This window comes from Paraburkholderia sp. A1BS-2L (assembly GCF_051125205.1).
GTDB lineage: Bacteria > Pseudomonadota > Gammaproteobacteria > Burkholderiales > Burkholderiaceae > Paraburkholderia.
The window spans coordinates 957464-977732 of the sequence record NZ_CP120430.1 but is presented as its reverse complement, the minus strand read 5'-3'; the positions used below and the strand labels follow the sequence as shown (position 1 = coordinate 977732).

The following is a 20269-nucleotide window of genomic DNA, read 5'->3' as shown; positions in this document are numbered from 1 at the left end:
GCGGGCAAACCGGACAAGATTCGCGCAACATTAGACGGACACAATAAGCCGCGCGATCTTGCCCGAGTGGTCTTCGCCTCGCATGCGAGGATGCCGGGCATGCAAGAAGTGGCGTTTCAACAACGGTACGCCATGTGGATCATTGAAATTTTCTCTCGCGGATAGAAAGGATGACTAAGCGTATTGCATTGGTAACAGGTGGCATGGGCGGTCTCGGTGAGGCGATTAGCGTCCGTTTGCATGACGCGGGCTATACGGTCGTCGTCACGCACTCGCCGGACAATGCTGGTGTCAAAGACTGGCTGGCCAGAATGAAGGAGACGGGCCGCGATTTCCACGCGTATTCCATCGACGTTGCCGACTACGATTCGTGCCAGCGCGGCGCGCAGAAGATCAAGAACGAAGTCGGCCCCGTCGACATTCTGATCAACAATGCGGGCATCACGCGCGACATGACCTTCAAGAAGATGGACAAGGTCAACTGGGATATGGTCCTGCGCACCAATCTGGACTCCATCTTCAATATCTCGAAGCCGCTGTGCGACAGCATGGTTGAGCACGGCTGGGGCCGCATCATCAATATTTCGTCGGTGAACGGCTCCAAGGGCGCCGTGGGCCAGACGAACTATGCAGCGGCGAAGGCCGGCATGCACGGCTTCACGAAATCGCTCGCACTCGAAGTCGCTCGCAAGGGCGTGACGGTGAACACGATTTCGCCGGGCTATCTTGCAACGAAGATGGTAACCGCCATTCCGCAGGAGATTCTCGATACGAAGATCATCCCGCAGATCCCGATGGGCCGTCTCGGCAGCCCGAATGAAGTTGCCGCGCTCGTGCTGTTCCTCTGCTCGGACGACGCCAGCTTCGTGACCGGCGCGAATATCCCCATCAACGGCGGCCAGCACATGCAGTAACGCTGTACTCGTCTCATTTCGCCGCAAGCCGCGCCGGCCGTCCTGGCCGGCGTAGTTTGCGGCGTGTTCCGCGTGGGCGACTGCCGCGCGAAGGCCGCGCAGTCCTGCGTTCGAGGCCGATCCAATCCGTAGCACCTCCCCCACTTCGACATCTTCGGCAAGCCGCCGCGGAATCACCAGAACGCGATCGTCAATGGCGCGGCGTTCGGCGCCGACTACTGCACGCGCATGGCAGTGGTGAGGTCCAACATTCTCGTCAACAAGAGCCGCGAAACCCAATACCAATACCAATACCTCTAGCTGGCTGCCCCGCATTTGCTGAAATAACGTGTAATCGTCATTGCGCGAAGGCGATCATCCGCACTTGAAACGGGCTAAAAGCGCCGCCTGTCATTTCGCAAGTCCACAGCGTTTCGCGACAAACTCGAATTTTCTCGAAATCCACATCGTGCGGCCCAAATCAGTTGTGTGCGGACCGGCTTGCGACTATCGTGCAAGTAGATATCGTCGAGTGAAAGGATTTGGAAGAATTCGATATCGAAATTGCCATGGATTGAGTCTGCGAATCGTTGGGCCAATAGCAGTCAATTTGCATGTATTGCCGCTTTGCCGTCATAATTGGGTATGCCATGATGGCATTGCCTATATGGGCCAAGCCAAACTTCGACATGCAAACGAAGTTCAAACAGCTGCTTGGGGGTGGGATTCCTGACAGGGAGAATGAGTATGGTTACGTTGGACGCAATCAAGCTGAAGATTGCAAAGCTTGAGAAACAGGCGGTAGCGATTGCCGAAAAGCAATCGTCCATCGGTCTCGCGAGAATTCGCGATCTGATGCAAAAGCACGGTTTGAGCGTTGCCGATATCGAGCGCTTCGTTGGCAAAAGACGCGGCCGCAGGCCCGGCGTCAAGGCTGCGAATGGCGCAGCGAAAGCGCTGCATCCCAACGCACATCCGGTCGCGGCGAAATACGCCGATCCGAAAACCGGCGCAACCTGGAGCGGACGCGGGCGTGCACCCGCCTGGATTCGCGATGCCAAGGACCGCTCGAAATTCCTGATCACGGCGGGCGCGGCGCCCAGGGCGGCATCGGCCAAAGCCGCTGGCGCGAAGAAGGCCGTGGTGAAACGTGCGGCAGCAAAAAAGGCTGGCGCAAAAACCACCGCCGTTAAAAAAGCAGCGGCTGGCAGGCCTGGGCGCAAGAAAGCTGCTCCCGCAAAGAAAGCTGCAGCAACGCGCAAGATGCCTGCAAGAAAGACACGCGCATCCGCGCCGGCCGCCGCAGCGCCCGCAACTGCAGCCTGATCCTTCTCTGATCGAACGGCTGGATCAAGCTGTTCGATAACTCACCTGACCGTAGCCGGTGTCGCGCCATTCCCGAACGGGACAGCGCAACACAGGCTACCGGTGTCGCCGCAGATCGACTGGCGGCATCTTTTTTCCATCATCCTCAATTAACAATTTCCGCAATGCTGGGCCCGATTATTTCGGCCATCATTTGCGTCATTACCATTTGCGCGCGGCAATTTCTGAAAGGAAGGTGTAATCGGTGCAGCGCGCAATCAGAATGTATAGGTGAGTTTGCCGAACGCGGTCCGGCCGAGGCTGTTATAGCCGTACGTGGTCATGTACTGCCGGTTGAACAGATTCGAGATCGACGCGGACAGCAACAGGTGCGCATTCACCTTATACGAAGCACGCAGGCTCACCGTCGTGTACGACGGCAAATACAGCGTATTGAACTGATCGTCGAAGGTCGAGCCGCCGTAAAGCAATGACACGCCGGTGCTGAGCGCGTGGAGGTTGAATTCGTCCCACGTATGGTCGACGCTCAGGCTCACGGTTTGGCGCGGGCGGCGATTGAGCCAGGTCTGGTCGGTCACGTCCTGCGGATTCAGAATGCCGATCGCCAGACTCACGGGTGTGGACGCCCCGAGCGTGCCCTTGTACGAGAGGTCGAGCCCCTGAATGTGCGCACGCCCGACGTTTACGGGCAGAAAGGTCTGCGAATCGTAGGTGATGAGGTCGTGCACGCGCGTGTCGTACACGGCGGCCGTGAAGGTGCCGTACGACGTGTTGGCATCGAGCGCCGCTTCGATCGTGTCGCTGCGTTCTGGCTGGAGGTTGGGGTTCGCGTAGCCCGGATAGTACAGATCGTTGAAGGTCGGCAGCCGGAACGCATTGCCATAGGAAACGCGCGCTGTGTAGACCGGCGTGATCGCCCACGAGAGCGCGGCGTTGCCCGTATTGACGGCCTGCCCCTGGACGATCTCGTGGCGTCCGGCGAGGAACAGCGTCACGTCGCCGAGCGTTGCCGACTGGTGCAAAGAGACTGCGGAGTCGTTGCGCGCCGGCAAGCCGCTGGGCACCTCGACGGGCAAGTACGCCAGTTCGCGCGAGAAGTCGTAGGCGAGCTTGGTTTCGCCTGAAAGCGGCTGCCCGAACAGCGTGTGCCCACGCTCCTGATGCGTGATCGAAGTCGACGTGGAGAAGCGCGTCGAGTCGAATTGATCGGTCGGTATCGCGGGATCGTTCGAGTAGATGAACTGGCGATCGGTCGCGTAGCCCACCGACTGGTCGAATTGCGTGAACGGCGTGATGTCGAGGTGAAACGCCGCGCCGGTCGTGAGTTGATGGTCGCGCTGCCGGTCGTTGCCGCCCGCGTTGTCATAGGACAGATCGGACTGGTGATACAGCGCAAATGTGGAAATCGACCAGTTGTCGTGCGCATAGCCAAGCCGCCCATTCACGTCCTGGGCGTGATACGGATTGCGGCCGTCCTCGTGACCGTAGGCCCAGGGCCGGGTCGCGTCGATGCCCGCGGTGTTGTAGTCGTGCAGCCCCAGTGAATACGTGAGGCCTTCGAGCGCCGCGAGCGGTCCGCTCGAGGGCACGGTGCCCGAGGTGCTCAGCATCGTGTCGAAGGTCTTGTTGGACCCGCCGCCGAACGACACCGTGGTCCGGTTCGGCTGATTCGACGCGTGGCGCGTGAAGAGTTGCACGACGCCGCCCACGGCGTCCGCGCCGAACGAGGCGGCAGCGGGGCCCGAGATCACCTCGACGCGGTCGAACGCATCGGTCGGCAGGTCGGCCCATTCGGGCATGCCCGTGGTCACGGAGCCAATGCGGATCCCGTCGATGAACACGGCCACCTGCTCGGGCGACGAGCCGCGAATGCTCACCGAAGCCAGCGAGCCCGGCCCGCCGCTTTGCGACACGGTCACGCCCGGCAGCGTGGCGAGCGCCTGCGTGATGCTCGGGTCGGCGGGCGAGAGGCGGTCGAGGTCTTCGCGCGTGAGCACCTGCGTGCTCGCGTAGCGCTGGTCGAACGATTGCGGCAGATGCTGGGTGTCGCCGACCACGAGGATGGTCGACAGCGTGGTGTCGTTGTCCGAGGCGGCGGATTCGGCGGATTCGGCGGATTCGGCGGATGCGGCGGCGGCCGGCGGCTGCGTCGCGGGCATCGTGGGCGGTACGGGCGTCACGGGCGCGGCAGCGGCAGCGCTGTGCCATGCATAAACGCTCATGGCGCACGCGGCGGCGAGATGGCGGAGTTTCGGCCGGCGGTCTTGTCCGGAGCCGCCGGGAGCCGGCGGAATGTAGCTTGTGCGCTGGCCAAAGCGTTCGTCAATGCAGCGGCAACGGGCTTCCTGGGCGGAAGCCGTTTCAATCGTGGTGGACATGCAACTGATCCTGAGGTCGGGCTGTCCTTGCAACGGGCGACCGCGCACGGGCGGTGCTTGCGCATCGGGACACCCCGCCCCGTGCGGCTGCTTGGACCTCGGTCGATGGCAGGTCTCCTGGCTCGCGGGTCGACGCCCCTTGCCGGCCTTCCCGGTTTCCCAGTGGCGCGTTTGGCATGGACTTGCCGCTCACAGTTGCGGGGGCAGCCGCAGACTCGGGGTCGGGCGGCCCCACTGCGTTCCCTTTTGATCCCGTCGCCGGGAACCATCAGGGCGCAAGGGTAATGGCCGCGCGTGGCGGGCGTCAACCCGATATGCATCGGGCGTTGTGAAAACGCCCTTGGGCGCGGGCCCAAGGGCACGGCGATTCAGCCCCGAGGCCTAATTCCAGTCCAGCGCGCCGCCCGTCTGATACTCGGTCACGCGAGTTTCGAAGAAATTCTTCTCCTTGCGCAAATTGGCCTGCTCGTCGAGCCAGGGCAGCACGTTTTCGGCACCGGGAAACGGCGCGGGCATCCCCAACTGACCCGCGCGACGGTTCGCGATGTAGCGGAACTGTGCGCAATGCAAATCGGCCGAGTAACCCAGAATCGGCTCGCGCAGGATATAGCCCGCATAAGCCGTTTCCGCCGCATCGGCTTCTTCCCAGATCCGTTGCACGGCGCGCGGATCGAGTTGCAGGTTCTCCTCTTCCAGTAGCTGCCGGATGACGCGGATGCCAAAGCCGCAATGCAGCACCTCGTCGCGCATGATGTACTGGAACTGCTGCGCGGTCGCCTTCATCAACCCGCGCCGCTGGAGCGCGAATACCGGCGTAAAGCCGTTGTAGAACCAGCAGCCCTCGAACACGGCCGCGAAAAACAGGTAGGCGAGCGCGAATTCGTGCAGCGTGTCGCGGTTCGAGAGGTCGAGGCCGGGCGCCAGAATGCGTTCGAGCCGCTGGTTCGCGAGCGCGATCTTGGCGTGAATTTCGGGCACGACGCGATAGCGGTTATAGATTTCCTGTTGGTCAAGCCCGAGCGTTTCGATGCAGTGCTGGTAAGTCCAGGTATGCAACGCTTCTTCGTAGACCTGGCGAGCCTGATAGATTTGCAATTCGGGCGCGGTCATCTTTTCCATTACCGCGAGCCCGATATTGCGCATCGCCAGAATGTCCGACGTGGTGAGGTAGGCGAGCACGTTTTCGAAAACGTGTCGTTCCGTTTCGGTCAGGCGCTGCTGGTAATCGTGCACGTCGTCGCTCATGGAAATTTCGAGCGGCGTCCAGTGATTGCGGTTCGCGCTCAGAAAGCACTCCCACGCCCACGGATAGCGAAACGGCGCGAGCTGATTGATATCTCCGCGGCCGTTGACGACGCGCTTGTCTTCGGCGCGCGTGGCTTGCTGCTGCGCATGGGTTTTGCCGTTGCTGGTCATGGCTCAGAGCCCCCCCGCCAGGTAAGCGGCCACGCCTCGCTTGAAGGGACGCAGATGATCGCCCGCGCGCAACAGGACATCGCGCGCCAGGCGTGCAGGCAGATGATCCCGCGTGTAGATCGACGCGATCATGCCGGTGATCAGATAGAGTGGGCGCGTTGCCAGACGATGCTTGTGCTCGTAGCGCCGCAACAGCGCATCGGACGCGTAGTCGCGCCCGGCGAGGCAGGCTTCGCGAATCGAGCCGGCGAGCGTGCCGACGCCCGACAAGCCAAGGTTGAAGCCGTGCGCCGTGACCGGATGCATGCCCACCGCTGCATCGCCCACCGCCGCGAAGCGTCGCGCCACGAAATGCTCCGGATAAACCGCGACCAGCGGATACGCGTGTCGCGTCGTGACCAGTTCCATCTTGCCGAGGCGGTGGTCGAAGCGGCGCTCGATTTCGTCGGCGAAGGTGCGCGCGTCCGCGTGTTTGAGCCGCTCGATTTCGCGGCCCGTGAGCGTGAGCACCACGGAAGACTGGAACGCGCCGGACGCCGGGTGCGGATTCATGGGCAGCAACGCGAGCGTCTGGCCATACCCGAACCATTCCCACGCGGCATGATGATGCGGCTTTTCGTGCGTCATGCCACACACCAGCATCGTCTTGCCGAAGTCGCGCATCCGCGCGGAGATGCCCATCATCCGCCTCGTGGACGAAAACCGGCTGTCCGCCGCCACGATCAGGCGCGTTTCGATCGATGCCCCGCCCTCGAGCTGCACGGTGGCGCAGTGGTCGTCGGACTTGACGCCGACCACGCGTTGGGACGTGCGGACGTCGATGTCCGCGCCGTCTTCCTTCGCGCATTGCACCGCTTCGAAGGCGGCCTTGCGAATCTGGTGATTGGCGACCAGCCAGCCGAGTTCGTCGTGCGGGCTCAGGTCGCGCCCGATCTCGAGTGCGTACGAAGACTTGCCGTTGAAAACGCGTGCGTCGAGCAGACGCGACTTCGACTGGCTCTCGATGCGCTCCCATAGTCCAAGCTGTTTCAGCATGCCCACTGATTTATGCGTGAGCGCGATTTCACGTCCGTCAAAGTCTGGATTGCGAAGTTCATCCTCACTCTGCTGATCGACGATCACGATTTTCAGGCCTGTTCCAGCGAGCGAACGGGCGAAGCACAGACCCGCCGGGCCAGCCCCCACAACGACGATATCGGCTTTCACCGGGATCCTCCCATCGATATTCAAATCACCAACGCTGCGTGCTCCGCCATGCACGAACGCCGTGCGGCGGGCTGCGAACGTCGCCATGCCCTGGTGCGAGTCCGGTGCGAATCCGCTTGCAGTGGTCGCTGCGGGTGCGAACGCGGGCTCGCAGACCTTAGAGAGCGCCGGCGCCGCTGTCCATCCTGCGTGAGGATGGGGTGCGGGTGCGCGCTTGCTTCTTTCGGACTAGTCCGTCTTGCGTATTCCGGTTGCAGGGCGCATTCGGTTAAATGCGGAGCGCGCCGATCCCCGCACGGGCGACCGGCAATCTATCCCGGATAGCGGCATGGCCGATAGCGACGGATTGCCCTGCGCTGGCGATGTTTGAGACATCCTTGCGGTTATCGAGTGCGCCAATCCGGGCGCGAGGCAGCGGAGAGCGAAACATGAGCAAGACCTCAAGATCGCTGCGATGGCGGGCAGCAACCATGAAAAAAAAACGCGCAAAAACCACCAAAAAACCACGAAAAAACCGCGCAACAACCGCGCAACAACCGCGCAACAACCGCGCAACAACCGCGAAAATCAGTCTGCAACGATGTCGGCACCATAAATAAAGGATTCCAAATTATTTGCAGGATTGCCCGCCCGCCATGCCGGCACGTGCACGCATCCCATTTTGAGATGACTGTGCGGCCAATCGGGTTAGCGTTGCCCTACGAGCGCCTGCTTGAAATGCGATTGCCGGCGCTGGCCGGGGACCTAGTCGACAATGCCTGCATCCCGGCTACTGGGCAGGCTTTCCTGAGAGGAGACCAGCATGCGGGAAAGAGGGGAGGTAGCAGCTCGGCTGATCGATGTGATGCAAGAGGGCGTCTGCGGTACGGCAACGGAACTGGCGGCGCGCGTGAGGATCGACGCGCGCAGCGTACGGGCCGTTTTGCGCATGTGGCTTGACGCGGGAATCGTGCATGTGGTCGAGGAGGTCGCGCCTGGCCGTGCGCGCGTGTTTCGCTACGGCGGGACCGCGCAGCCAGCCGGTTGCCTGCCGGGCGCGATGCGCGACCGCTCGCGCCGGGCGCCCACGATTCCCGTGGACCGCTGGCCCCAGCTCGATTCGGAACTGGCCGCCGCAGTCGATGCGATGATCCGCGTGCGTGGAGTGGCGCGCGTCCATTAGCTCGCTTGCACGACTGCTCGGCCTCTCACGCGGGCGGAACGCAAATATCGGTTTGCCACTGGTCCTGCGGGGTTTCCGGCCAGGCGCTCAGGTAGTGGGTGCGGGCTGCACGCGCTCGGGGGCGGGCTTATACGACCGGTAACCAATCGCTCCCAAGCCAGAACTGCATGAAGCAGCGGGCTTCCCGCTCGCGGCGGATCGATCTGGCTACGACTTTCCGGCAGACGCCGCCGGGGATATTCGTTAACCCCTCGATCGCTGACCATCAAGAGTGTGTCGTTGTTCAACCGGCAATTCGAGCTTGACGGAACTCGGCAGATTTTCGTCGGTATCAACCACATGGCATTCCGGCACACGGTTATAGTGGCATACACCTTCAAGCACTCGAGATTCTTGCATATGTTCTCTGGAGCAATTTTCGACATGGACGGGTTGTTGATCGATTCGGAACGAACGATCATGAACACGTGGATAGCCGTCGGACACGAACTTGGGGTTCACATCCGCCCTGTCGACTATGTCGAGATCATCGGGAGGACGCTGCCTGAGTGCCACAGGATGCTAGCCGGAATGTTCGGCGCAGAGCCGCTCTTTCAGGCAGCACTTGCGCAAGCTCGGCAACGTTTGCAATCTCCGACGACCCCGCCGGTGTTTCCCCTGAAGCCGGGCGTCCACCGCCTGCTCACCGCATTGGCCAATGCAGGCGTCCCATGTGCCGTAGCCTCGTCATCGAGTGGCCAGGAGATTCGATCCCGGCTTGCACGGGTCGGCGTGCTCGATTTTTTTGGTGCGATTGCAGGAGGGGATGAAGTCGCCCGTGGCAAGCCGGATCCGGCCGTGTATGAGCTCGCGGCTTCTCGTCTGCGCAAGTCGCCGGGCGATTGCCTGGCGTTCGAGGATAGCGAGAACGGTGTGCTTGCCGCACATCGAGCAGGGATACGAGTTGTGACGGTGCCAGATCTAAAGCAGCCGTCGGCCGAGGTCATGGAGGTTAGCTTGACGATACTCGAGAGCCTGGATCAGGCGGTCGAGCGCGTTTCTGCGTGGTTCGGCATAGAAGCGCTTCCTGCGTGAAGGCGTCAGCCGGCAAGCCGGGCCTGACGAACAACATCGATACCTTCGCCAAACTGTTCTGCTTGTTTGCCGGGGTTTCATCGCCCCCTATCTACAGGTCGTATCCGCAGTGCCACGCGTTGCGGGAACATGCCGGCCTCGATTCCCCCGCTGCTGATTATTCACGAATCGTGTTCAATGTCTCCACGGGCCGGGGGCTTATTTCCGGCGCCCTTTGAGGCATCCTTGCAGTCATCGAGAGCGCGTCAATCCAGGCGTGCGAGGCAACGGAGAACGAGACATGAGCAAGACCTTCAAGATCGCGGCGATTCCCGGCGATGGCATTGGCCTGGAAGTGATGCCCGAAGGCGTGCGCGTGGTGCAGGCAGCGGCGGCGAAGTTCGGTCTGTCGATCGAATTCACGCATTTCGACTGGGCGAGTTGCGACTACTACCTTGAACACGGCAAGATGATGCCGGATGACTGGTTCACGACGCTCAAAAGTTTCGACGCTATTTATTTCGGCGCGGTGGGCTGGCCCGACAAGGTGCCCGATCACATCTCGCTGTGGGGCTCGTTGCTGAAGTTCCGCCGCGAATTCGACCAGTACGTGAACCTGCGCCCGGTGCGCCTTTTGCCCGGCGTGCCGTGCCCGCTCGCCAACCGCAAGCCCGGCGACATCGACTTCTTCGTGGTGCGCGAGAACACCGAAGGCGAATACAGTTCGGTGGGCGGCAAGATGTTCGAGGGCACCGATCGCGAGTTCGCGCTGCAGGAGTCGGTGTTCACGCGTCACGGCGTGGACCGCATTCTCAAGTACGCGTTCGAGCTCGCGAACCAGCGCGGCCGCAAGAAGCTCACGGCGGCCACCAAGTCCAACGGCATCTCGATCAGCATGCCGTACTGGGACGAGCGCGTGGCCGCGATGGCGCAAGCCTACCCGGACGTGAAGTGGGACAAGCAGCACATCGACATCCTGTGCGCGCGCTTCGTGCTGCAGCCGGACCGCTTCGACGTGGTGGTGGCGTCCAACCTGTTCGGCGACATTCTTTCCGACCTTGGCCCCGCATGCACGGGCACGATCGGTCTTGCGGCATCGGCGAATCTGAACCCGGAGCGCACGTTCCCGTCGCTGTTCGAGCCGGTGCATGGCTCGGCGCCGGACATCTTCGGCAAGGAGATCGCCAACCCCATCGCGATGATCTGGTCGGGTGCGATGATGCTCGAGTTCCTCGGCAACGGCGACGCGCAGTTCAAGGCCGCACATGACGCGATCATGCAGGCGATCGAAAAGGTGCTGGTGGAAGGCCCGCGCACGCCGGACATGGGCGGCGCGGCGAAGACGGCCGACGTGGGCAAGGCCGTGGCCGCCCTGATTTGAGCTTGAGTCGAGCCCTGGTCTGGGCTTTGTAGAGAACGTAATGGCTTTAGATGCGCCCGGTGTTCCAGTGCGGAACCCGGGCGCTTTTTTGTGACCAGCGGCTTACCCGGGAAAAACCCTCGATTGAATACCCTCGCCCTTGGCGTGCGCATTGGCGCGCGCCAAGGGGACCCCAATCGTGATTTTGGCCAGGCCGCCGACCGAAACCCTCACGCCTCGCCAGGCGGTTGCACAGCCGCTGCCGTCGCGCTCTGCGCCATATCCGCAGGCTGGGCCGCGCGACACAACGCCGTAAGCCATACATCCTCACCATGCGGCGCCACGCGCGCATGGCCTTGCTCCACCACGAGGCGCCACGTATCGTCCGGCAGCGAAGCGCGATACAGCACGCGATAGTCAGCCCGATGCGTGAGCGCATCGTTCACAGCCGATTCGCGCGCCGCGCGGTCGTCCGGATGAATGTGCTGCGAGAGCTCCACATAATGACGCGGCGCCTTTGCAGGATCGACGCCGAACAGTCGGCACCACTCGTCCGAAACGATCAGTTCGTCTGGCGCGCGCAGCCAGCGCCACGCGCCGATGCCCGCGATGCGCGCGGCGTCGTTGAGCAATTGCAGGTTCCGCTGCATGACGAACTCCGCTTGCTTGCGCGCGCTGACGTCGATGGTCGTGCCCACCACGCGCACGGGCCGTCCCGCGTCGTCGAGCAGCGTGGCCACGCGCGATTCGATCCAGCGGATCTGCCCATCGGGCAGGATGATGCGGAAGTCCCACACGCGCGGCGTCTTGCTGGCGACCAGCTCTTTCATCGCTTCATCGTTCAGCCAGATCGAGTCTTCGGGATGGAGGATTTCCCAGAACTCTTCGTTGCTATGGATCTCGCGGCCGTAGATTTGCGCGCAGTTGCTCGAATAGATGAGCTCGTCGGCGACCAGATTCCATTCCCACGTGACGATGCCCGCCAACTCCTGGGCCTGCTTCATGCGCGCTTCGTTCGACATGATCTCGGCCGTGTAGCGGCGGCGCAGGTCGGTCATGGGCAGCTCGGTTGTGCCCGCGATGCCGAGGTCCTTCACTGCGTTGTCGCCATAGCGCAGCCAGACCCAGTTCACGTCGAGAAACGCCGCGAGGCGGCGCAGGTTCGAATAGTCGATTTCGCCGCCGCGTGTCCACTTATGCACGGCGGGGCGTGAAATGCCGACGGCGTCGGCCACTTGCTGCAAACTCAGCTTCTTGTGCTCGAGCAGCACCTTGAGACGGAACGCGAACGTATCCTCGGACATCCATTTCCCTCTATGACGAATCGCGCGGTCAAACGGATCGAATCAATGGATCAAACGAACGGATCAAACGAGCGGATCAAATGAAAAGGGCGGCATACGCCTCGGTCCGCCGATCGGGCGGGGCATATGCCGCCGGTGATGCGCCAGTGGACGCCCGGGCGCGCGGCCCGAATGTCGTGCTTCCAGCCGCAAATCGCCCGCTAGTTTAACGGATTGGCGCCTGGGCCAACGTCTCGGGGCAGTATAGCGGCCTCGCGGCCAGGCGCAAAGCCGTCGTGCGGTACGCGGTTTTTACAGATCGATCACGAGGCGCGGCGTGCGCGAGCGCGACACGCACAGCAGGATGGTCTTCTGCGCGGCCTTTTCGTCGTCGTCGAGATACTGGTCGCGATGGTCGGCCTCGCCTTCGAGGATCGCCACTTCGCAGGTGCCGCACACGCCTTCGCGGCACAGCGACTCCACCGTCAAGCCCGCGCGCTCGATGGCCTTGAGGATGGTCTCGTCCTCGCCGACTTCGAGCTCGATGCCCGACTTCGCGAGCACCACCGTAAAGGCTTTGCCGGCGATGTCGGTGGCGGCGAACTGCTCCGAGTGCAGTTGCGCCTTCGGCCAGCCGAGCAGCGCGGCGTTCGCGTAGACGGCATCGTTCAGGCCCTGCGGGCCGCACACGTAGACATGCGCGTCGGCGGGCAGGCTCTTGAAAAGCTTGAGCAGGTCGAGGCGCTGGCCTTCGCTGTCCACATAGCAGTGCACGTTGGCCGCGTGCGGGCCGGCTTTCAGCTCATCGACGAAGGCGCTGTGCTCGGGGCTGCGGTATGCGTAATGGAGTTCGAGCTCGAGTTGACCATCGTCAGGGCGGTATTCGGCGAGCTGCGCGAGAAACGGCGTGATGCCGATGCCGCCCGCAATGAACACATGGCGCTTCGCACCCGGTGCGAGCTCGAAGAGATTGGCGGGCGAGCCGATGGCGAGACGCGTGCCGGCCGACACCTTGTCGTGCATGAACGCCGAACCGCCGCGCGACGCCTCTTCGCGGCGCACGGCAATCTGATACTGGCGCGTGTCGTGCGGCGAGCTCAGCAGCGAGTACGCGTTGTGGTGCCACGCCTCGCCGTCCTGCATGGAGACGAGCACGTGGGCGCCGCCGTTGAACGACGGCAGCGGTGCGCCATCGGGCAGCGCAAGCGTGAAGCGCTTGATGAGCGGGGTGAGTTGCTCGACGGCGACAACGTCGACAGTGATCGATTCGCGGGCGTTCATGATGCCTTCCTTTGCCCCGGGCCAGGCTGCTCCGAAGAGCGTGGACGCCGGCCTGAGGTTGCTTCGTTATTGCCCGGTGGGATTGCCCGGGCGGTCGATTCTGAATCTGGAAAAAGGAGCGGATGCGGCGCGGACCGCACCCGCCCGGAGCTCAGGGCGTGCCAGCGAGTGTTAGCGCGCCACGCCCGCCATGCAGAGGTACTTGATCGACAGAAAGTCTTCGATGCCGTACTTCGAGCCTTCGCGGCCGATGCCCGACTGCTTCACGCCGCCGAACGGCGCGACTTCGTTGGAGATCAGGCCCGTGTTGATGCCGACGATGCCGTACTCGAGCTGCTCGGCCACGCGCCAGATCCGGCCGATGTCGCGGCTGTAGAAATACGCTGCGAGCCCGTAGATCGAATCGTTCGCGAGCTGCACGACTTCGGCGTCGCTCGAAAAGCGCACGATGGGCGCGACTGGCCCGAAGATCTCTTCGGACAGCACGGCCATGCCTGGCTTCGCGTCGGCGAGCACGGTGGGCGCGTAGAAGTTGCCGCCGCGTGCGTGCGGCGCGCCGCCCGTGACCACGCGTGCGCCTTGCGCCACGGCATCGCGCACGAGGCCGTCGACCTTGTCGCGCGCCGCTTCCGTGATGAGCGGGCCGATGTTCACGCCCTCGGCGAAACCGTCGTCCACCTTGAACGCGGACACGCGCTCGGCAAAGCGGCGGCAGAACTCGTCATAGACCGAGTCGTGCACGTAGAAGCGGTTTGCGCAGACGCAGGTCTGGCCCGCGTTGCGGTACTTCGAGAGCAGGGCGCCTTCGATGGCGGCGTCCATGTCCGCGTCGTCAAACACGATGAACGGTGCATTGCCGCCCAGCTCCAGCGAGACCTTCTTGACCGTGTCCGAGCACTGGCGCATCAGCAGGCGGCCCACTTCGGTCGAGCCCGTGAAAGTGAGCTTCTTGACGAGCGGGCTCGACGTCAGTTCGAGGCCGATCTCGCGCGACTTGCCCGTGACGATGTTGATCACGCCAGCCGGAATGCCGGCCTGTTCTGCGAGCGCGGCGAGCGCGAACGCGGAAAACGGCGTCTCGTTGGCGGGCTTGATGACGATGGTGCAGCCGGCGGCCAGCGCCGGTGCGGCCTTGCGCGTGATCATCGCGGCCGGGAAATTCCACGGCGTGATGGCGGCGACGACGCCCACCGGCTCCTTCGTCACGACGAGGCGCTGGTCGGGGTTCGGGCTCGGGATCACGTCGCCGTCGATGCGCTTGGCCTGCTCGCCGAACCACTCGATGAACGAGGCCGCGTAGGCGATCTCGCCACGTGCTTCGGCGAGCGGCTTGCCTTGCTCGCGCGTCATCAGCTCGGCCAGCGCTTGCTGGTTCGCCATGATGAGCTCGAACCAGTTGCGCAACAGGCGCGCGCGCTCCTTGGCGGTGGTGGCGCGCCATGCGGGGAAGGCGCGGCTCGCGGCCTCGATGGCCGCGCGTGCTTCGGGCGCGCCCATGTTCGGCACGCTCGCGATGCGCTCGCCCGTGGAGGGGTTGGTGACGTCGAGCGTGGCGCCGTCGTTGGCGTCGCGCCACTGGCCGTCGATATAGGCCTGCTGGCGGAACAGGCCGGGGTTCTGCAGTGAGTTCATGTCAGTCCTGATACTGTTGGGCGAGCAGGTTATGGAAGTGGGCGATGCCGTGCTCGCTGATGCCGCTGCGCGCCTTGTCGACCATGATGCGGCCCTGACCGCGGTAGCCGCGCGACTTCAGGCCCTTTTGCACGCTTTCCACGAGGCGCAGGTCTTCCGGACGGAACACGGTGCGATACCACTCGATCAGTTTTTGCTGCTCTTCGGTCGGCTCGTCGTTCAGGAAGTAGATGTCGTAGTGCTGGAGCGTGACTTCGGCGCTCATCGGGAATTCATAGATGACCGTCATGAAGTCGCCGCCCGGCGGCACGTTGAACATCGTGCACGGCCACGCCCAGTAGCCGTTGAAGCTCGGGTTGGTCACGGACGGATCGAGCTTGAACGAGCGCTCCGACGACTGTGCGTGACCGAACTGGACCGTCCAGTTGCCGTGCAGCGTGTGCGAGTACTGGTCGATCTTCACGGAGTCCGAGAAGCCGGGGTGCGCCGGGCCGCAGTGGTAGCACTCGAGGTAGTTGTCGACGATCGACTTCCAGTTGGCGGGCGTCTCGGTCACGAAGCGCGCGGCCAGCTTCAGGTCGTCGATCACCGGGCAGGCGCCGCGCAGGCTCGCTTCGAGGCCGGGCAGCTGCGATTCCACGCCTTGCGCGTCCGGGTTCAGGTTGATGAACACGAAGCCCGCGTATTCCTCCACGCGCACCGGCACGAGCGTCGAATTGTCCTTGTCGAACGATTCCACGTGGTCGCAGTTGTTGGCGTGCGCGAGCGCGCCGTCGAGCTTGAACGCCCAGGCGTGGTACGGGCAGGTGATGACGTTCTTCGCCTTGCCGCTGCCTTCGAGCAGCTGGTGGCCGCGGTGCGGGCACACGTTATAGAAGGCGCGCAGGACCTTGTCCTTGCCGCGCACGAGCAGGATGCTTTCGCCCACGACTTCGCGGGTCACGTAGGCGTTCGCCTCGGCCAGCTCGCTGCGGTGCGCGACGCAGATCCACGTGTTCTCGAAGATCTTCTTTTCTTCCGCCTTGTAGACCGCTTCGGAAGTGTAGTAGCTAGCCGGGATGGTCCAGGCGAGTTCCGGGTTGGCGCAGAAGTCGGCCGGCAACTTCGGCAGTTCAGGTTTCTTGTGGAATTCGATCGGGAGGTAGGTCATGGGGTACGTCGCACCGGAAATGATTAACTGAAGGTTACAATAAAACTAACAGTTAACCAAACTATAGGAGAAATCTCATCGTCGGTGGATCAGGGTTATCCCTCATGCTTGCATCAAAAAGGTGCTGGACTGATGCAAACCACCTATCCTTACTGTTTGAAATTCAAGAAGTTTGATTCACGACATTGCAAATGCATTTTTCTGTGGGCGTCAATAGGAGAATCCGATAATGAGACGAAACCCTCCAGGCTGCGTACCATTGTTAATCAGTAGTTTTATGTTAACTGAAAGGTAACTACGCCGTGTCCGGAAACTGGAACCTCTGGTATCGGAACAGGCGTGGGAGTCGGAGCCGCGTCGTGCGGCCCCGCTCGAGCCACCCCACCACTGGAGGAGACATGTCGTCACAAGACGCAATAGCCGACGCGCTGGCCGGCGAGCCGTCGCGCGCCAAATCGCGAATCGAATCGCGTTCGATCGATTACGTGCCGCTTGCCGAGCGCAAGGGCAAGGCCTGGCACCTATGGCCCGTGTGGTTTACGGGCGATGCGAACCTCGCGACCATCGCGGCGGGCGCAATCGGCATCAGCATGGGCGGCAACCTGTTGTGGAGCGCGATCGCCATCGTGCTCGGCAACGTGCTGGGCACCTTCTTCATGGCGTTCCATTCGAGCCAGGGGCCGCAGCTCGGGCTGCCGCAGATGATTCAGTCGCGCCCGCAGTTCGGCTACATGGGCGCGCTGCTCGTGTGGGTGGTCGCACTCGTCACCTATATCGGCTACAACTCGTTCAACCAGCTCATGGCGGGACAGACCGCGCATCACCTGCTCGGCACCGAGCCGCATTTGAGCTACGTCGTCTTCACGCTGGCTTCGGTCGCGCTCGCCGTGTTCGGCTATGACCTGATCCACAAGGCGCAGCGCTGGCTGGCGTTTGCACTGCTCGCCGCGCTCACGGTCTTCAGCATCGGCATGTGCGTGAAGGTGCAGTTCCCCGCAGGCCAGTTGAGCCTCGCCGGCTTCAAGACTACGCCGTTCCTCGTGCAACTCTTTTCTGCGGCGGCCTATCAGCTCTCGTGGTCGATCTACGTTTCGGACTACTCGCGGTATCTGCCGCCCAATACCGGCGTGCGGGCCACTTTCTGGTGGACCTTCCTCGGCGCGCTCATCGGCGGCATCTGGATGATGCTGGTGGGCACGGCGGCGGCGGCGCTCAACGCGCAGATTGAAATCTCGGACGCCGTTCAGCGTGCGGGCGACATGATCTTCCCGGGCTTCGGCACGGTCACGCTGCTGCTTTCGCTGCTGGGGCTGCTCGCCATCACGGGCCTGAACTTCTACGGCGCCTCGCTCACGCTCCTGAGCATCACCGACTCGTTCAAGCCGCTCAAGTCGAGCGCGACCAAGCGCATCGCGAGCCTGATCATCGTGGCGGTGGTGGCGACTTCGCTCGCGTTCTCGGCGTCGGACAACTTCATGGGCAAGTTTGGCGACTTCCTCGGCATCCTGGGCTATCTGTTCACGCCGTGGACCGCGATCAACCTCGTCGACTTCTTCATCGTGCGCCACTCGCATTACTCGGTGCGTGAGATCTTCAATCCGCGCGGCATCTATGGGCGCTGGAACTGGCGTGGCCTGACGGCCTACGCGGTGGGTTTCGTCGCGATGGTTCCGTTCTTCAAGACGGAGATGTACAGCGGACCGGTTGCCCGCGCACTGGGCGGCACGGACGTGGCGATGCTCGTGGGCCTGCCCGTGGCAGCACTGGTCTACCTGTGGACTTGCCGCTCGCTCGACATCGAAAAGGAACGCCAGCTCGTGCGCGAGGCCGACCGCGGCCTGAACTGATCCCGCTTATTACTACAACATCATGAAATCGACCAACAACATGCGGACCGTCGCACTCCTTACGGCATGGCAAGCGGCGGCGCTCACGCTGGCTGCGCTTCCTTCGGCTGCGCATGCGCAAAGCAGCGTCACGTTGTACGGGATCATCGACGGTGGCGTCACCTACGTCTCCAACGCCGGTGGTTCGCATCAGGTGAAGTTCGACGACGGCGTCTCGTACGGGAACCGCTGGGGCGTCAAGGGCACGGAAGACCTGGGCGGCGGGCTGAAGGCCGTGTTCAGGCTGGAAAGCGGCTTTCACCTGGGCAATGGGCAGATCTCGAACGGCGGCTCGCTTTTCGGGCGTCAGGCATATGTAGGCCTGCAAAGCGACTGGGGGACGCTCACCTTCGGCAACCAGATCGACATGACGCAGGAGATGGTCTATACCTACAACGTGTCGGCATGGGCGAGCGGCTACGCCATCAACCAGGGCGACTTCGACCGCATGAATGGGGACCATCTGCCGAATGCCGTGAAGTACATGTCGAACACGTATGGCGGCTTCCAGTTCGGCGGCATGTACTCGTTCAGCAACAAGGCGGGCGACTTCCATACGGGCAGCGCGTGGAGCGTGGGCGCGCAATATAAGCATGGCGCATTCTCGATGGGCACCGCGTACACGCAGCTGAACAACCCGTCGGGCATCTACGCGTTCGATCCCTACGCGATGATCGGCACGCACACGTTCTTCGGCAAGCCCACCGTGAGCGTCGACCCTGCCTCGGGTGCGATCACGGACCTCTACGCGAGCACGCCGTTCCCGGTGGACAAGCAGGGTGCGTTCGGCGTAGGCGCGAGCTACGTGGTCGGTCCCGTCACGCTGATGGGCGACTTCACCTACACTCAGCTCAAGGCATTTGGGCAGAGCGAGCACATGCAGGTGGGTGAAGGCGGCGCGAGCTGGCAGATCACGCCGGCGGCGAGCCTCATCGGCGGCTACCAGTACACGCACTTCGACGGGCACCACTGGAACATGCTTTCGGCCGGCCTGCACTACCTGCTTTCGAAGAGCACGGATGTCTACATCTCGGGCGACTGGTTGAAGGCGTCGCAAGGCGTGGACGCGGTGATCGGCTATAGTTTCACGCCATCCACCACGACCACGCAGGCTGACGTGCGCATCGGCATGCGTCATTCGTTCTGATGCCATGACGAAGCGGGCGCGGCCATCGAGCCGCGCCCGCTTCGCACTTGCGGCCTGCGCATTTCCCGGAATCCCCGCCATGAAACTTCCCGGCTCCCCCGAACTCGACGACCTGCGGGTGTTCTGCATGGTTGCGCGCAAGTCCAGCTTCAGCGCGGCGGCTGAGGCGCTCAGTGCGTCGGCTGCCTATGTGAGCAAGCGCGTGGGCGTGCTCGAGGCGAGCCTGGGCACGCGCCTGCTGCACCGCTCGACGCGCCGCGTGGCGATGACGGCGGCGGGCGAGCGCGTGTTCGCGTGGGCGGAGAAAATCCTCGACGACGTGGATCAGCTCGTCGAGGACGTCTCCAGCACGCGGCGCATGCCGCGCGGCACGCTGCGCGTGTCGAGCAGCTTCGGTTTCGGCCGAAAGTTCGTCGCGCCCGCGCTGGCGGATTTGTCGGACCGCTATGCGCAACTGAACGTGCGGCTCGATCTGTTCGATCGCGTGGTCGACGTGGCGGGCGAGGGCTTCGATCTTGACGTGCGCATCGGCGATGAAATCGCGGGCCATCTGATCGCAAGACGCCTCGCGACGAACTACCGGGTGCTCTGCGCGGCGCCGGCGTATATCGAGGCACATGGCGCGCCGCAGAGCGTCGCGGATCTGGAGTCCCACGCGTGTCTCGCGATCAAGGAGCGCGACCATCCGTTCGGCGTCTGGCGTCTTGACGCAGGCGGCGAGACGGTGGCAGTCAAAGTAACCGGGCCGCTCTCGACGAACCACGGCGAGGCGGCGGTGCAATGGGCGCTGGCCGGGCGCGGAATCGTGTTGCGTTCGATCTGGGACGTGCAGCCCCTGCTCGACGAAGGGAAGCTGCAGCGCGTGCTGCCCGACGTGACGCAACCGGCCAATGTATGGGCGGTGTTTCCGGAGCGCCTCGCGCAATCGGCGAAGGTGAAGGTGTGCGTGGATTTTCTCGCCGAAGCGTTTGCGCAGGCCGGGTTGCCAATGCCGACAGGCGATGTCGATGCCATGGTGCGCGATACGGGTGGACGCACGGCTGAGGGCTCGGATGCAAGGGAGCGCGACCTCGAATCCGAATGAAAAGGAGGAGCT

Annotated in this window: 17 protein-coding genes and 1 riboswitch; of the genes, 10 read left to right on the top strand and 7 right to left on the bottom strand. The window is 63.0% G+C overall.

All coding sequences use genetic code 11. The annotated features are described in order from the left end of the window. Nucleotides 1-170: 170 nt before the first annotated feature. Both phbB and P5W98_RS28950 read left to right on the top strand, forming a co-directional pair. The gene (phbB, locus tag P5W98_RS28955) at nucleotides 171-914 is read left to right on the top strand and encodes an acetoacetyl-CoA reductase (RefSeq protein WP_421027231.1); all 744 of its coding nucleotides are present in this window, start codon (nucleotides 171-173) and stop codon (nucleotides 912-914) included. 726 nt (nucleotides 915-1640) lie between these two features. Continuing rightward, a complete protein-coding gene (locus P5W98_RS28950; protein WP_421027230.1) occupies nucleotides 1641-2219 on the top strand; it encodes an H-NS histone family protein in 579 nt (192 codons plus the stop codon). Nucleotides 2220-2476: 257 nt separating this feature from the next. Here P5W98_RS28950 and P5W98_RS28945 read toward each other — a convergent pair whose 3' ends face one another. The 3 genes from P5W98_RS28945 to ubiM form a co-directional block, all read right to left on the bottom strand. Beyond that, entirely contained in the window at nucleotides 2477-4378 is a 1902-nt protein-coding gene (locus P5W98_RS28945; RefSeq protein WP_421028001.1) for a TonB-dependent receptor domain-containing protein, read from the bottom strand. Nucleotides 4379-4687: 309 nt separating this feature from the next. Then, a riboswitch (cobalamin riboswitch) is annotated at nucleotides 4688-4882 on the bottom strand. Between the two features lie 96 nt (nucleotides 4883-4978). Further along, complete coding sequence (locus tag P5W98_RS28940) at nucleotides 4979-6013, bottom strand: ribonucleotide-diphosphate reductase subunit beta (RefSeq protein ID WP_421027229.1); 1035 nt, start codon at nucleotides 6011-6013, stop codon at nucleotides 4979-4981. A gap of 3 nt (nucleotides 6014-6016) precedes the next feature. After that, complete coding sequence (ubiM, locus tag P5W98_RS28935) at nucleotides 6017-7219, bottom strand: 5-demethoxyubiquinol-8 5-hydroxylase UbiM (RefSeq protein WP_421027228.1); 1203 nt, start codon at nucleotides 7217-7219, stop codon at nucleotides 6017-6019. A gap of 428 nt (nucleotides 7220-7647) precedes the next feature. Here ubiM and P5W98_RS28930 point away from each other — a divergent pair, with 428 nt between their 5' ends. The 5 genes from P5W98_RS28930 (at nucleotide 7648) to P5W98_RS28910 (ending at nucleotide 10815) form a co-directional block, all read left to right on the top strand. Further along, nucleotides 7648-7818: a hypothetical protein gene (locus tag P5W98_RS28930; protein WP_434718539.1), complete on the top strand. Its 171-nt coding sequence runs from the start codon at nucleotides 7648-7650 to the stop codon at nucleotides 7816-7818. Between the two features lie 203 nt (nucleotides 7819-8021). Continuing rightward, on the top strand, nucleotides 8022-8381 hold the full coding sequence (locus P5W98_RS28925) for a hypothetical protein (RefSeq protein ID WP_421027226.1): 360 nt from the start codon (nucleotides 8022-8024) through the stop codon (nucleotides 8379-8381). Between the two features lie 399 nt (nucleotides 8382-8780). After that, on the top strand, nucleotides 8781-9455 hold the full coding sequence (locus P5W98_RS28920; protein ID WP_421028000.1) for an HAD family hydrolase: 675 nt from the start codon (nucleotides 8781-8783) through the stop codon (nucleotides 9453-9455). Then, entirely contained in the window at nucleotides 9452-9673 is a 222-nt protein-coding gene (locus P5W98_RS28915) for a hypothetical protein (protein ID WP_421073388.1), read from the top strand. Before P5W98_RS28920 ends, P5W98_RS28915 begins: the two co-directional genes overlap by 4 nt. 62 nt (nucleotides 9674-9735) lie before the next feature. Beyond that, complete coding sequence (locus tag P5W98_RS28910) at nucleotides 9736-10815, top strand: tartrate dehydrogenase (RefSeq protein WP_421027225.1); 1080 nt, start codon at nucleotides 9736-9738, stop codon at nucleotides 10813-10815. A 209-nt stretch (nucleotides 10816-11024) separates the two neighbouring features. Here P5W98_RS28910 and P5W98_RS28905 read toward each other — a convergent pair whose 3' ends face one another. The 4 genes from P5W98_RS28905 to P5W98_RS28890 form a co-directional block, all read right to left on the bottom strand. Continuing rightward, nucleotides 11025-12098, bottom strand: a complete 1074-nt coding sequence (locus tag P5W98_RS28905) for a PAS domain-containing protein (RefSeq protein ID WP_421027224.1) — start codon at nucleotides 12096-12098, stop codon at nucleotides 11025-11027. A gap of 291 nt (nucleotides 12099-12389) precedes the next feature. Next, nucleotides 12390-13358: a PDR/VanB family oxidoreductase gene (locus tag P5W98_RS28900; RefSeq protein WP_421027223.1), complete on the bottom strand. Its 969-nt coding sequence runs from the start codon at nucleotides 13356-13358 to the stop codon at nucleotides 12390-12392. Between the two features lie 171 nt (nucleotides 13359-13529). Further along, complete coding sequence (locus tag P5W98_RS28895; protein ID WP_421027222.1) at nucleotides 13530-14990, bottom strand: NAD-dependent succinate-semialdehyde dehydrogenase; 1461 nt, start codon at nucleotides 14988-14990, stop codon at nucleotides 13530-13532. 1 nt (nucleotide 14991) lies between these two features. Next, nucleotides 14992-16140 (bottom strand): aromatic ring-hydroxylating oxygenase subunit alpha, encoded by a 1149-nt coding sequence (locus P5W98_RS28890; protein ID WP_421027221.1) that lies wholly within the window; start codon nucleotides 16138-16140, stop codon nucleotides 14992-14994. 398 nt (nucleotides 16141-16538) lie between these two features. On the opposite strand from P5W98_RS28890, the gene P5W98_RS28885 reads away from it, so the two are divergent. From P5W98_RS28885 to P5W98_RS28875, 3 genes are all read left to right on the top strand, one after another. Next, nucleotides 16539-17987: a purine-cytosine permease family protein gene (locus P5W98_RS28885; RefSeq protein WP_421027220.1), complete on the top strand. Its 1449-nt coding sequence runs from the start codon at nucleotides 16539-16541 to the stop codon at nucleotides 17985-17987. Between the two features lie 40 nt (nucleotides 17988-18027). After that, nucleotides 18028-19173: a porin gene (locus P5W98_RS28880; protein ID WP_421027219.1), complete on the top strand. Its 1146-nt coding sequence runs from the start codon at nucleotides 18028-18030 to the stop codon at nucleotides 19171-19173. 79 nt (nucleotides 19174-19252) lie between these two features. After that, a complete protein-coding gene (locus tag P5W98_RS28875) occupies nucleotides 19253-20257 on the top strand; it encodes a LysR substrate-binding domain-containing protein (RefSeq protein WP_421027218.1) in 1005 nt (334 codons plus the stop codon). The last annotated feature ends 12 nt before the right edge of the window (nucleotides 20258-20269 follow it).

Bases quoted from the DNA above. Each gene is read 5' to 3' on its own strand.
- phbB (WP_421027231.1), top strand. From the start codon at position 171: ATGACTAAGCGTATTGCATTGGTAACAGGTGGCATGGGCGGTCTCGGT.
- P5W98_RS28950 (WP_421027230.1), top strand. From the start codon at position 1,641: ATGGTTACGTTGGACGCAATCAAGCTGAAGATTGCAAAGCTTGAGAAA.
- P5W98_RS28945 (WP_421028001.1), bottom strand. From the start codon at position 4,378: ATGCCCGCGACGCAGCCGCCGGCCGCCGCCGCATCCGCCGAATCCGCC.
- P5W98_RS28940 (WP_421027229.1), bottom strand. From the start codon at position 6,013: ATGACCAGCAACGGCAAAACCCATGCGCAGCAGCAAGCCACGCGCGCC.
- P5W98_RS28930 (WP_434718539.1), top strand. From the start codon at position 7,648: ATGAGCAAGACCTCAAGATCGCTGCGATGGCGGGCAGCAACCATGAAA.
- P5W98_RS28925 (WP_421027226.1), top strand. From the start codon at position 8,022: ATGCGGGAAAGAGGGGAGGTAGCAGCTCGGCTGATCGATGTGATGCAA.
- P5W98_RS28920 (WP_421028000.1), top strand. From the start codon at position 8,781: ATGTTCTCTGGAGCAATTTTCGACATGGACGGGTTGTTGATCGATTCG.
- P5W98_RS28910 (WP_421027225.1), top strand. From the start codon at position 9,736: ATGAGCAAGACCTTCAAGATCGCGGCGATTCCCGGCGATGGCATTGGC.
- P5W98_RS28905 (WP_421027224.1), bottom strand. From the start codon at position 12,098: ATGTCCGAGGATACGTTCGCGTTCCGTCTCAAGGTGCTGCTCGAGCAC.
- P5W98_RS28900 (WP_421027223.1), bottom strand. From the start codon at position 13,358: ATGAACGCCCGCGAATCGATCACTGTCGACGTTGTCGCCGTCGAGCAA.
- P5W98_RS28895 (WP_421027222.1), bottom strand. From the start codon at position 14,990: ATGAACTCACTGCAGAACCCCGGCCTGTTCCGCCAGCAGGCCTATATC.
- P5W98_RS28890 (WP_421027221.1), bottom strand. From the start codon at position 16,140: ATGACCTACCTCCCGATCGAATTCCACAAGAAACCTGAACTGCCGAAG.
- P5W98_RS28885 (WP_421027220.1), top strand. From the start codon at position 16,539: ATGTCGTCACAAGACGCAATAGCCGACGCGCTGGCCGGCGAGCCGTCG.
- P5W98_RS28880 (WP_421027219.1), top strand. From the start codon at position 18,028: ATGCGGACCGTCGCACTCCTTACGGCATGGCAAGCGGCGGCGCTCACG.
- P5W98_RS28875 (WP_421027218.1), top strand. From the start codon at position 19,253: ATGAAACTTCCCGGCTCCCCCGAACTCGACGACCTGCGGGTGTTCTGC.